At 63.9% G+C, this 11,140-nt stretch carries 9 protein-coding genes; 3 read left to right on the forward strand and 6 right to left on the reverse strand.

Annotated features, from left to right (window positions below; genetic code table 11):
• Nucleotides 1-4: 4 nt before the first annotated feature.
• Nucleotides 5-1,330 (reverse strand): GTP cyclohydrolase II, encoded by a 1,326-nt coding sequence (locus tag ACFQ95_RS04930; protein WP_422829700.1) that lies wholly within the window; start codon nucleotides 1,328-1,330, stop codon nucleotides 5-7.
• Nucleotides 1,331-1,609: 279 nt separating this feature from the next.
• Between ACFQ95_RS04930 and ACFQ95_RS04935 the strand changes: the two genes are divergently transcribed.
• Nucleotides 1,610-1,747, forward strand: a complete 138-nt coding sequence (locus ACFQ95_RS04935; protein WP_422829702.1) for a hypothetical protein — start codon at nucleotides 1,610-1,612, stop codon at nucleotides 1,745-1,747.
• A gap of 75 nt (nucleotides 1,748-1,822) precedes the next feature.
• Here the strand turns inward: ACFQ95_RS04935 and ACFQ95_RS04940 are convergent, their stop codons facing one another.
• Nucleotides 1,823-2,503 (reverse strand): hypothetical protein, encoded by a 681-nt coding sequence (locus tag ACFQ95_RS04940; RefSeq protein ID WP_422829703.1) that lies wholly within the window; start codon nucleotides 2,501-2,503, stop codon nucleotides 1,823-1,825.
• A 185-nt stretch (nucleotides 2,504-2,688) separates the two neighbouring features.
• Between ACFQ95_RS04940 and ACFQ95_RS04945 the strand changes: the two genes are divergently transcribed.
• Nucleotides 2,689-3,357, forward strand: a complete 669-nt coding sequence (locus tag ACFQ95_RS04945; RefSeq protein ID WP_422829704.1) for a response regulator transcription factor — start codon at nucleotides 2,689-2,691, stop codon at nucleotides 3,355-3,357.
• Nucleotides 3,350-4,654, forward strand: coding sequence for a sensor histidine kinase (locus ACFQ95_RS04950; protein ID WP_422829705.1), 1,305 nt, complete (start codon nucleotides 3,350-3,352; stop codon nucleotides 4,652-4,654). Before ACFQ95_RS04945 ends, ACFQ95_RS04950 begins: the two co-directional genes overlap by 8 nt.
• Here ACFQ95_RS04950 and ACFQ95_RS04955 read toward each other — a convergent pair.
• From ACFQ95_RS04955 to glgB, 4 genes are all read right to left on the reverse strand, one after another.
• Nucleotides 4,647-5,069, reverse strand: coding sequence for an NUDIX hydrolase (locus tag ACFQ95_RS04955; RefSeq protein WP_422829706.1), 423 nt, complete (start codon nucleotides 5,067-5,069; stop codon nucleotides 4,647-4,649). The two genes, ACFQ95_RS04950 and ACFQ95_RS04955, sit on opposite strands and share 8 nt — an antisense overlap.
• Before the next feature lie 128 nt (nucleotides 5,070-5,197).
• Complete coding sequence (malQ, locus tag ACFQ95_RS04960) at nucleotides 5,198-6,706, reverse strand: 4-alpha-glucanotransferase (RefSeq protein WP_422829707.1); 1,509 nt, start codon at nucleotides 6,704-6,706, stop codon at nucleotides 5,198-5,200.
• A gap of 26 nt (nucleotides 6,707-6,732) precedes the next feature.
• Complete coding sequence (gene glgX, locus ACFQ95_RS04965; protein WP_422829708.1) at nucleotides 6,733-8,940, reverse strand: glycogen debranching protein GlgX; 2,208 nt, start codon at nucleotides 8,938-8,940, stop codon at nucleotides 6,733-6,735.
• On the reverse strand, nucleotides 8,919-11,111 hold the full coding sequence (gene glgB / locus ACFQ95_RS04970; RefSeq protein WP_422829709.1) for a 1,4-alpha-glucan branching protein GlgB: 2,193 nt from the start codon (nucleotides 11,109-11,111) through the stop codon (nucleotides 8,919-8,921). The genes glgX and glgB overlap by 22 nt, the downstream gene beginning before the upstream one ends.
• Nucleotides 11,112-11,140: the final 29 nt, after the last annotated feature.

The raw sequence follows: 11,140 nt of genomic DNA on the forward strand, positions 1-11,140 counted from the left end.
ATCGTCATGCGTCCAGTTCCCGTCCCTTGGCGATTTTCAGCTCGGCAGCGTCGGGTACGGCACCTGGGGTGAAGTAGCCCGCGGCCATTTTGGCGTCCATCTCGACACGGGCGTCGGCCGGGATCAAATCGTCGGGGATGTTCACGCGCACACCGACCTCGATGCCCGAGCCGGTGATGGCGTCGTACTTCATATTGCTCATAGACACCAGGCGATGGATCTTCTTGATGCCCAGCCAGTGAAAGACGTCGGGCATCAACTCCTGGAAGCGCATGTCCTGCACGCCGGCCACACATTCGGTGCGTGCGAAATATTGGTCAGCGGTGTCGCCTCCCACCTGGCGCTTGCGTGCGTTATAGACCAGGAATTTGGTGACCTCGCCCAAGGCGCGGCCTTCCTTGCGCGAGTAGGCCACCAGGCCGACCCCGCCGCGCTGGGCGCCCAGAATGCATTCTTCAATCGCGTGGGTGAGGTAGGGGCGGCAGGTGCAGATGTCAGAGCCGAACACGTCCGAGCCGTTGCATTCGTCGTGGATGCGCGCGGTGAGTTCAACCTCGGGGTTGGCCAGGTCGCGCGGGTTGCCGAAGATGTAAATGGTCTGGCCGCCAATCGGGGGCAGAAAAACCTCCAGGTCGGAACGCGTCACCAACTCGGGGTACATCCCGCCGGTTTCTTCAAACAATACGCGACGCAGGTCGGTTTCCGAGCAATTGAAGCGGCGCGCCACTTCGGGCAGGTACCACACGGGCTCGATCGCGGCCTTGGTGACGAGTGCTGCGCCATTCGGTGTGAGGAACTTGCCGTCGGCCTTGAGGCGCCCCTTTTGCAGCGCCTCTATCACCTCGGGCAGGATCACGTGGGCCTTGGTCACGGCGATGGTGGGGCGGATGTCGTAGCCCGCGGCCAGTTCGCTGGCAAACGCGTCTTGCACCATGCCACCCCAGGGGTCGAGCGAGACGATCTTGCCGGGCTCGCTCCACTGTGGATAGGGGCCGATGATGTCGGTGGGCGCGGTGTTGGTCAGGTCGGCCTTGTGTTTGGGCGACAGCGCGCCAGCCGCCACGGCCAGCGCACGGTAAATGCTGTAGGAGCCGCTGTGGGTGCCGATCACATTGCGGTGACTGCGTTTGGTGGTGGTGCCGACCACCGGCCCGCGTTCGGCGGCGCTGGCGGCGGCCCAACGGATGGGCAGGGCGCCAAAGCCGCCCGCGTGCGAGGTCAGGCGGATGTGGGCGCCGTTGTTGGGCTGGGCTGTATTGGCGCTGGGGGTGGCCGTTGAGGAGGGCGGCACCGAAGAGGCTGGGGTCTTGCTTGCGAGGTCGGTCGACATGTGGATTCCTCAAAAAATACAATGTAGCGGCGCGGTGTCACGCTGACAAGTTGCCGCTTTCCACGAGCGCAATATTCATGCCGACAAGCTGGGGGGCCTCTGCTGAGGTGTAGACCACCTTGTTAATGCTTGGCCTGCGCGTGCTGTGCTCGAAACAATGCACGTTTGCGTGGTTCCGAGAACATTGAGCCGGCTTCGGTGGAAGCCTTGTTTCACGACGACGCGGAGCGAAAGCAAATGCGCGGTGTGCAGAAGAAATGGAACAAGGTCAGGGTGTAGATGTTTGCCGAGGCCGGGCCTTTGGATCTCGGCGCGCTTGAGTCGATGTTGTTGCGCATGGCCAAGATCAACTATGTTTTCATGCAGTTGAGTGCGCGCCTCTTTCAGCAAAAATTCCAGGCAGAGTGGCGGACCTGAGTCTGCCTGGCGTCGTGGATGTCTGCACGACAGAGCCCGCGAGCCGGCCTGGCGCGGATCATGGGCCGAGTGGTTTTATGCCGTCCGTATGTTTTGCCTCTTGCCGCGGGTGCCGACCAGCCAGCCGGCCAGCGCCATGCAGGCCAGCCAGCCGGTGCCGGGTTCAGGCACATTGTTGACGGCCACGCGGACAAGGCTGGCCGAGGTTTCTTCGTCGATGTCCAACCGACCGGCGCCGCCGCCTGGCGGCCCTATCAGGGTCAGGAAACTGGTGATGGTGCTGCCCGGCAGCAAGCTGTCCCATTGCAAGCCGTCTACGTAGGGCGTGGTGCCGATGTTGAGGTCGAAGCCGAACAGCTCTGTGGTCAGGCCGTTGATCACCGGGGCCGTGCCCTTGAATATGAGCTCCATGGCGCCACTGACACTGGAGCTGCCGAGAAAGAACGGCCCCACATTGAAGGTTCTGAGTGCGCCGTCGTTCCAGCTGAAAGTGCCTTGAACCTGGGTGATCAAGGGAAAACTGCCAGAGGCCGAGGTGGTGCCCGAGACGTCGAAACGCAGGTCGGCGCTCACCACGGTGCCGGCCGCCAGGTAGGGATTGCCTCCGCCGGGCCCGGAGCCTACGGTGGATTGACCGGTGAGATGCACCGGGGTGGCTGCAGCGGGGACGGCCAGCAGCATGCTTGCCAGCGCGGCGGCGGCAACTGTGGCTGCGGCCTTGGCCGAGGCCCAGCTTGAAACGATTGGGTATGGCATGGAGATCTCCATCGTGAGGTAGGCGTAGCCAACGCATCAAGCGCATGAATGGGGCGACCGCTGTCTGTGCATTGGAATGTGGCCGGAATATGCGCCTGGCTGCTGTCCAAGTCCAGGGGCTGTACCGGACTTCCGGGACGGCGCTGGCGTGTGATGCCGGGCGGGCATCGGACTACACTGCGGCCATGTCGCATGCTGTACTGGTGGTGGAGGACGATCCTGCCTTTCGCGCGGCCGTGACCGAGGCGCTCGAAGGTGCGGAGGATTTGCGCCTGGTGGGCGTGGCCGACGACCTGCCCGAGGGTCTGCGCCTGCTGGCGTTGACCGCACCCGACGTGCTGCTGGTTGACATCGGCCTGCCCAGTGGCAGCGGCATCGAGTTGATTCGCCGCGCCGAAGAGTCGTTGCCGCAATGCCATTCCATGGTGGTCACGGTGTTTGCCGATGACAGGGTCGTGACGCAGTGTATAGAGGCCGGTGCGGTGGGTTATCTGCTCAAGGATGCACGCGGCATGGATGTGGTCGAGTCGATTCGCCAACTGTGTGCCGGCGGCAGCCCCATCAGCCCGGCGATCGCCCGGCGGCTGCTCAAGCGTTTCGGCGCCCCCACGGCTGACCCGCAGGCCACGGACGCGCCTGCGGCCGATGCCCAGCGCGCGCTGCTTTCCAGCCAGGAGCGGCATGTGCTGCAGCTCAGTGCCAAGGGTTACAGCTACGAGGAAATTGCCAGCCTGCTGAAGCTCTCCAGGCACACGGTGGAAACCTATGTGAAACGTATCTACCGCAAGCTGCAGGTCCATACCAAGACCGAAGCGGTGTACGAGGCGCGCAAGATGGGGTTGGTGGATGACTGAGGCCAAGCCCGCAACGGCCGGGCCGGATCCGCTGCGCGAGCGGGTGCGCGAGGATTCCGTGGCCTTGTTCATGGCCCACTGGCGGGTGTCGCTGGTGGCCGCGTCCATGGTGACGGTGGCTGCCGCCTTGGGTGGACACGAGTTTGTCGCCGAGCGTGTGCGCATGCTCTGGGCCGGGGTGATTCTGGCCAACTATTTTCTGCAAGGTCTGGTGGTACTGCAGATGGAGCGCGCGCCCTCGCTACGCGAAGGCATTGCGCGCTGGATGCCGTGGTTGCTGCTGTCTATTTTTGTCAGCAGTGCGGGCTGGGGTCTGGTGCCGTGGCTGCTGCTGCAGGCACCGGTGTCGGTGCTGGTCTTTGCCAGCCTGTTCAATGCCATGCTGATTTTTTGTGTGGTCAATGCGCCGGCCACACCGCCCATGCAGGCTTGTGCGGTCCTGCCGGTGGCCGTGGTCAACACCGCGGCGCTGCTGCAGCATCCAACGTTGCCGTATGCCATGCCCATGGCCGCGGGCTTTGGCGCCTTGTACGGTGTGATTCTGTTGTTTGGTGTGCGAGTGCAAGGCGCGTTGCGCGCCTCCATGCGCGAGCGGCATGTGGCGCGTGATCTGGCGCACGAGTTGGGGCTGCACCAGCAGCGCTTGATGGAGGTGGAGCGTGAACGCACCTTGCTGCTGGAGCGGCACCGGTTGATGCAGGACATGCACGATGGCCTGGGTTCTTCGCTGGTGTCGGCGCTGGCGCACGCCGAGCGTGGCCAGCTGCAACCCGATGAATTGGTGCATACCCTGCATGAGTGCCTGGACGACTTGCGCGTGGTGATCGACTCGCTGGAGCCCCTGGACCACGATCTGGTGGCGCTCCTGGCCACGTTGCGCTTTCGCACCGGGCGTCGGCTCGAACAAGCCGGCATTCAATTGCAGTGGGAGATGCAAGACCTGCCGCCGTTGCACTGGCTGGGCCCGCCCGAGGCTTTGCAGGTGATGCGCATCGTGCAGCAGGCTTTGAGCAACATCATCCAGCACGCACGGGCGCAGCGTGTGTGTATCAGCGCGGCGGCTGGAGCCCAGGAGGTGGAAGTGTGTATCACCGACGACGGCCAGGGTTTTGATGCCACGATGCCGCCGTCAGGGCGCGGGCTGCGCTCGATTCAGCAGCGTGCCCAGCGCCTGGGAGGGCGGGTCGAGATCCACTCCGAGCCGGGCCAAGGGAGCTGTATGTGGTTGCGGCTGCCCATTGAGAGAGTGCCGCTGCCGGCGGAGAAGAGGCCGCCGGGCCAGGCCCCGGTCAGTTGATCAGCCGGGTGAGTACGGCGGTGAGGTTGCGTGTGCAGTAGATGGGAATGTCGGCCAGTCTGACCCAGCGAAATGCGTCGGCCTCGGGTGTGGCCACACCGGTGCGGAAGTGCGGGAAGAAGCTGGTGCACTGGCACCGCGCCAGGTCCCAGTCGGCGGTGTTCAGCTGGGTCTTGAACAGGTGCAGGTTCTTCTTCGAGGTGTAGGTCATGAGACCGAGTTCTTCCAGCGCTTCGGGTTGCAGCGTGATGCCGGTTTCCTCAAAGGTTTCACGCACAGCCGCCTGCACCGGCGTTTCGCCTGGTTCGGCGCCGCCCTTGGGAATGTCCCAGTGGGGTTGGTCGGTGACGTGCGCGAGCAGCACTGAGCGATGTTCGTTCAGTATCAGTACGCCATAAGAGACTGGTTTGGGCATGGTGTCCGTCGCGACGTCTTGGGCCGGCGACGATAGCTGTGCTTGCTATCAACAGTGTAGCTGGCTAGGCACATCCTGAGAGCGCCCATGGTCATTTGACTTTAAAGCCCTAAGTTGGCAACCGTGGCCTATGGCGGTACGCGGCCAAACACCTGGCCGATATGCGCCAGCGTGCTGGCATGCCAGGGCTGGAACTGCGCCCAGTTGAAGCGCCATTCCCAATAACCTTCCCCCTTGCCGGGCAGGTTCATGCGGTCGGCGGCGCCCAGGCCCAGCACGTCTTGCAGCGGCACGATGGCGGTGTCGGCCACGCTGGCCATGGCGCTGCGTATCAATGCCCAGTGGATGTCGTGGTCCAGTGATTCCGGCGCGCGGCCCAGGTAGGCGGCGACGTGGCTGCGTTCCTCGGCGCTGGCTTCGTGCCACCAGCCCTGGGTGGTATTGTTGTCGTGGGTGCCGGTATAGGCCACGGTGTTGCGGTCGTAGTTGTGCGGCAGGTAGGCGTTGTCGGCATTGCCACCGAATGCAAAGTGCAGGATGCGCATGCCAGGGAAATTGAACTGGCGGCGCAACGCGTCCACTGCGGGTGTGATGATGCCCAGGTCTTCGGCGATGATGGCCAACGGCCCGAGCGCGGCGTGCACGGCTTCGAACAACGCGGCGCCGGGGGCCGGCAGCCAGCGGCCATGTATGGCCGTGGGCTCGGAAGCCGGCACTTCCCAGTAATCGGCAAAACCGCGGAAGTGGTCGATGCGCACCAGGTCGACCAGACCGAAGGTGTGGCGTATGCGTGTAATCCACCAGGCAAAACCTTCATCGGCATGGGCCGACCAGCGGTACAGCGGGTTGCCCCAGCGTTGGCCGGTGGCGCTGAAGTAGTCGGGCGGAACACCCGCGACCACGCGCGCGCGGCCATGGGTGTCGAGTTCAAACAGTTCCTGCCTGGCCCAGACTTCGGCGCTCTGGTAGGCGATGAAGATCGGTGCGTCGCCGATGATGCGTATGCCGCGTGTATTCGCATAGGCCTTGAGGCGCGCCCAATGGTCAAAAAAACGCCATTGGCAGAATTTCCAGAAAGCGATGCGTTCGGCGTGTTTTTCTCGCGCCGCCGCCAGCGCCGCGGGTAACCGTTGGGCCAGCCCATCGGGCCAGGTGTTCCATTCGGCCCAGGCGTGGGACTCGGCCAAGGCCATGAACAGGGCGTAGTCGTCCAGCCAGGCCGCGTGGGTGGTGCAAAAGCGCTGGTAGTCGGCGAGTTGCTCGGGGGTGGCGCGGGCGCTGAACCGGCGTGCGGCGTTTGACAGCTGCTGCGTACGCCACGGCACCATACGGGCGAAATCGACACGGTCGTCACCAAAGGGTGGGTCTGCCCGCAATTCACCTGCGGGCAGCCAGCCCTGTTGCTGCAGATCGGCCAGATCGATGAGCAGCACATTGCCAGCAAAGGCCGAACTGCTCATATAGGGTGAGTTGCCCGGGCCTATATCGCCCAAGGGCAGAATTTGCCAATAGGTCTGGCGTGCAGCGGCCAGCCAATCGACAAAGTGGTAGGCGTCGGGGCCGAAGTCACCCGAACCATGCGGGCCAGGAAGAGAGGTCGGGTGCAACAGGATGCCGCTGGCGCGCGAGAGGTTCATGGCAGATCACCGATTTCAAGCAAGGATTAAAGAGTTGCCGGCGGCGTGAGATCGGCGCCCGCCACGGCCAGCAGCACCAGGCTGTTGGCGGGCACGCTGTAAGGGGTTTCGCCCTGGCCATGCCAGTTGGCCTGGCCCAAGGCGTGGCTGGAGTCGAGCACGGCCTGCCATACGCCGGCGGGCAGCAGAAAGTCCTGTGGCTGCGCCTCGGCGTTGACCAGCAGCAGCAGCGGTGCCGCCGCACGGCCCGGGCGACCAATCAGGCAACCCAGTAAGCGGTTGTGTGGCGCCGCCCAGGCGTCGCCCTGCAAGGGTGTGCCATCGGCCTGCAGCCAGGCCAGGTCGTGCAGGCCGCGCACGTCGGGGTGGCCGCTGTACCAGCGGTTGTCAAATGGCAGCGCTTTGCGGCGCAGCCACAACACCCGCGCAGTGAAGGCCACGAGATCGCTGTCGGCCTGGCTCCAGTCTATCCAGGTGGTGGCGTTGTCCTGGCAGTAGGGATTGTTGTTGCCTTGTTGGCTGTGGCCCAGCTCGTCGCCTGCCGCCAGCATGGGTGTGCCCTGGGCCAGCAAGGTGGTGGCCAGCAGGGCGCGCTGCAGGCGGGCGCGCAGGGCGAGTACTTCTGGCTGTGCGCTGGGGCCTTCTGCGCCGCAGTTGTAGCTCATGTTGTGGCTATGGCCGTCGCGGTTGTTTTCGCCGTTGGCCTGGTTGTGGCGTTCGTTGTAGCTCAGCAGGTCGAGCAGGGTGAAGCCGTCGTGCGACACCACGTAGTTCACCGATTCGCTGGGCGCACGTTGACGTAACTGGTACAGGTCGGACGAACCACACAGGCGCATGGCGAAGCTGCCACGGTTGGCGACCTCGGGAGCACTGTCGCCCGGCAGGGCGCCCAGCACCCAGAAGCTGCGCATGCCATCGCGGAAGTGGTCGTTCCACTCCAGCCAGCCGCGAGGAAAGCCGCCAACCTGGTAACCGCCGGGCCCTATGTCCCAGGGCTCGGCGATCATCTTCACGCGCGACAGCACCGGGTCCTGCGCTACCGCTGTGAAAAACGCGCCGTTGCGCTCAAACCCATGGTCACCACGTCCCAGCACCGGAGCCAGGTCGAAGCGAAAGCCGTCCACATGCATGTCGCTGACCCAGTAGCGCAGGCTGTCCATGACCATTTGCAGCACGCGCGGATGCCGGATGTCGACGGTGTTACCGGTGCCGGTGCTGTTTTCGTACAAAGCCGGGTTGTCGCTTTGCAGGCGGTAGTAGCTGGCGTTGTCGAGTCCGCGAAAGCTCAGGTTGGGTCCGGTGTGGTCGGATTCGGCGGTGTGGTTGTAGACCACATCCAGAAAAACTTCCAGGCCGGCAGCATGCAGCGCTCGGACCATGTCGCGGAACTCGTCGCGCGGACTGCGGCCGTTCTGGCCGCTGGCCAGCGCAGGGTTGACACAAAAGAAGCCCAGCGAGTTGTAGCCCCAGTAGTTGGTGAGGCCCAGGCTGTGGAGACGCTCTTCGTCGACCTTGAAATGCACCGGCAGCAGGCTCACGGCCGTCACGCCCAGACGCTGCAGGTGGGCGATGGACGCGGGATGGGCCAGCCCGGCGTAGCTGCCGCGCAGAGCTTCAGGCAACTGCGGATTGAGCTTGGAGAAACCTTTGACATGCAACTCGTACAACACGGTGCTGGCCAGTGGCGTATGGGGCGCGGTGTCGTTACCCCAGTCATAGGCATCGTGCACCACGCGGGCCTTCAAGGCTGTGGCCGCGTTGTTGCGGGTTTCCACGTGCTGCAAGTGCTCGGGTTCACCGGCGAAATGTTCATCGCCCCAGACAAAGCTGCCAACGATGTCGCGGGCATAGGGGTCGAGCAACAACTTGGAGGCATCGAACCGGTGGCCGCGATCGGGCCGCCAAGAACCGTAGGCGCGCAGGCCGTAGATCAGGCCCGGCTGTGCGCCGGACAAAAAGCCGTGCCATACGTCACCGGTGTGCTCGGGCAACTTGGCGCGGGCGATTTCGGTTTTGCCATCTGGGCTGAACACACACAGCTCCAGGGCCTGGGCATGGGCCGAGAACACCGCAAAATTGATACCGTGCCCGTCCCAATGTGCGCCCAGCGGCCACGGTTGACCGGCCTGCAGGCTCAGCACCTGCATGGCGGGCACATTGGGCGTGAGCCCCTTGAGTACGAGTCCCTTGGGCTGGGTGCGCGTGGGCAGGGTCATGCTGGCAGATCCGTCCATTCAAACACCACGGTGGCCAAGGGCGGGAGTGTGAGCAGCAGGGACTGGGGCCGTCCATGCCAGGCCACGGGTTCGGTGCGCGCAACACCCATGGGTGTGCCGACATTGCTGCCGCCGTAAAAGTGCGAGTCGGTGTTGAGCCGCTCGCGGTATTCACCGGCTGCAGGCACGCCCAGCCGGTAGTGGTGCCGCACCTCGGGCGTGAAGTTGCACACCACCAGGATGTGGCTGCCTGGGGTATTGCCGCGACGCACAAAACTTAACACGGAGTTTTCAGCGTCCTTGTGTTCTATCCACTCGAAGCCTTCGGGCCGGCCATCCAGTTCGTGCAAGGCTGGTGTGCTGCGGTACAGGTGGTTCAAGTCGCGCACCAGGGACTGCACACCCGCGTGTTGTGGGTCGGTGAGCAGATGCCAAGGCAGGCTTTGGTCGTGGTTCCACTCGCTGTCCTGGCCAAACTCGCAGCCCATGAACAGCAGTTTTTTACCCGGGTGGGCAAACATGAAGCCCAGGTAGCTGCGCAGATTGGCAAATTTTTGCCAGCGGTCGCCGGGCATTTTGCCCAGCAGCGAGCCTTTGCCGTGGACCACCTCGTCGTGTGAAATCGGCAGCACGAAGTTTTCGTCAAACGCGTAGACCAGGCCGAAGCTCATTTCGTTCTGGTGGTAGCGCCGGTACAGCGGGTCGCGTGCCATGAACGACAACGTGTCGTGCATCCAGCCCATGTTCCACTTGTAGTGAAATCCCAGGCCACCGGCATAGGTGGGGCGCGACACGCCCGGGAACGCGGTGGACTCTTCAGCCAAGGTCATGGCCTCGGGGCGTTCCTTGCCCAGCACCTCGTTCATGCGTTTCAGGAAGGCAATCGACTCCAGGTTTTCGCGGCCGCCGTGGACATTCGGAATCCAGCCGCCCTCCGGGCGGCTGTAGTCGCGGTAGAGCATGGAGGCCACGGCATCGACGCGCAAGCCATCGACGCCAAAACGCTCCAGCCAGTACAAGGCGTTGCCGAGCAGAAAGTTGCTGACCTCGGTGCGGCCGAGGTTGTAGATCAGCGTATTCCAGTCGTTGTGAAAGCCCTCGCGTGGATCAGCGTGTTCATACAGTGCCGTGCCGTCGAACTGGCCCAGGCCATGGGCATCGGTGGGGAAGTGCGCTGGCACCCAGTCCAGGATCAGCCCCAGACCTTTGGCGTGGCAGGCTGCGACGAAGCGTTGAAAACCTTCGGGTGTGCCAAAACGTGCCGTCGGCGCATACAGGCCGACGGGCTGGTAGCCCCAGGAGCCATCAAACGGATGCTCGCTGATGGGCAGCAGCTCCAGGTGGGTGAAGCCCATGCCTGCAGCGTAGGGGATCAGTGTTTCAGCCAGTTCGTCCCAATCCAGCCAGCGGTTGCCGTCTTCGACCTTGCGGCGCCACGAGCCCAGATGCACCTCGTAAATGCTGATCGGTGCGCCCAGCGCGTTGGCGGCTTGGCGTTCGGCCTTGGCTGGCACCATCGCGGGCATGGCGGCGACCACACTGGCGGTGGCGGGGCGCAGTTCCGCCTGGCGGGCGTAAGGGTCGGCACGCGGCGGCAGGGCATGGCCATCGGCGGCGCGCAGTTCGAATTTGTAGCGTGCGCCCGCGGTGACGCCGGGCAAGAACAATTCCCAAATGCCGCGCTCTGCGCGTTTGCGCATGGGGTGGCGCCTACCGTCCCAGAAATTGAAGTCACCGACCACGCTGGCGCGGCTGGCATTGGGCGCCCAGACGGCGAAACATGTGCCCACCACACCATCAATGGTGGTGGGATGGGCTCCCAGGACTTCGTAAGGGCGCAAGTGTGTGCCTTCACCAAGCAGCCACAGATCTGTTGCACTGAGCACCAGGCCAAAACGAAACGGATCTTCTTCGGTGGTGACGCTGCCACCTTGCCAGGTGATGCGCAGCAGATAGTGGTAGGGGGCGGACAAGGTGCAATCACCGTCGAAGACCCCGTCTGCGTGTACACGGCTCAGGTTGCCCAGCAGTTGCGCGCTTGTAGGGTGCAGCACCTCGACCGCCAAAGCCGTAGGCAGGAAGGCGCGTATCGCCACCCGTCCGCCTGGCTGCAGATGTGGGCCGAGAACCGCAAATGCATCGCCGTGGCTGGCTGTACGAATCAGATCAATCTCGTGAGATGTCAACATGGCCCAAACTCTTTTTCTTTCAAGCGCGG

Origin of the sequence: Variovorax sp. HJSM1_2, assembly GCF_049316285.1 — a bacterium.
GTDB lineage: Bacteria > Pseudomonadota > Gammaproteobacteria > Burkholderiales > Burkholderiaceae_C > Rhodoferax_B.

What these genes read in the sequence shown, in the direction of transcription:
- ACFQ95_RS04955 (WP_422829706.1), bottom strand. Translation starts at nt 5,069, where the DNA reads ATGCCCAAACCAGTCTCTTATGGCGTACTGATACTGAACGAACATCGC.
- ACFQ95_RS04940 (WP_422829703.1), bottom strand. Translation starts at nt 2,503, where the DNA reads ATGCCATACCCAATCGTTTCAAGCTGGGCCTCGGCCAAGGCCGCAGCC.
- glgX (WP_422829708.1), bottom strand. Translation starts at nt 8,940, where the DNA reads ATGGACGGATCTGCCAGCATGACCCTGCCCACGCGCACCCAGCCCAAG.
- ACFQ95_RS04945 (WP_422829704.1), top strand. Translation starts at nt 2,689, where the DNA reads ATGTCGCATGCTGTACTGGTGGTGGAGGACGATCCTGCCTTTCGCGCG.
- ACFQ95_RS04935 (WP_422829702.1), top strand. Translation starts at nt 1,610, where the DNA reads ATGTTTGCCGAGGCCGGGCCTTTGGATCTCGGCGCGCTTGAGTCGATG.
- ACFQ95_RS04930 (WP_422829700.1), bottom strand. Translation starts at nt 1,330, where the DNA reads ATGTCGACCGACCTCGCAAGCAAGACCCCAGCCTCTTCGGTGCCGCCC.
- ACFQ95_RS04950 (WP_422829705.1), top strand. Translation starts at nt 3,350, where the DNA reads ATGACTGAGGCCAAGCCCGCAACGGCCGGGCCGGATCCGCTGCGCGAG.
- malQ (WP_422829707.1), bottom strand. Translation starts at nt 6,706, where the DNA reads ATGAACCTCTCGCGCGCCAGCGGCATCCTGTTGCACCCGACCTCTCTT.
- glgB (WP_422829709.1), bottom strand. Translation starts at nt 11,111, where the DNA reads ATGTTGACATCTCACGAGATTGATCTGATTCGTACAGCCAGCCACGGC.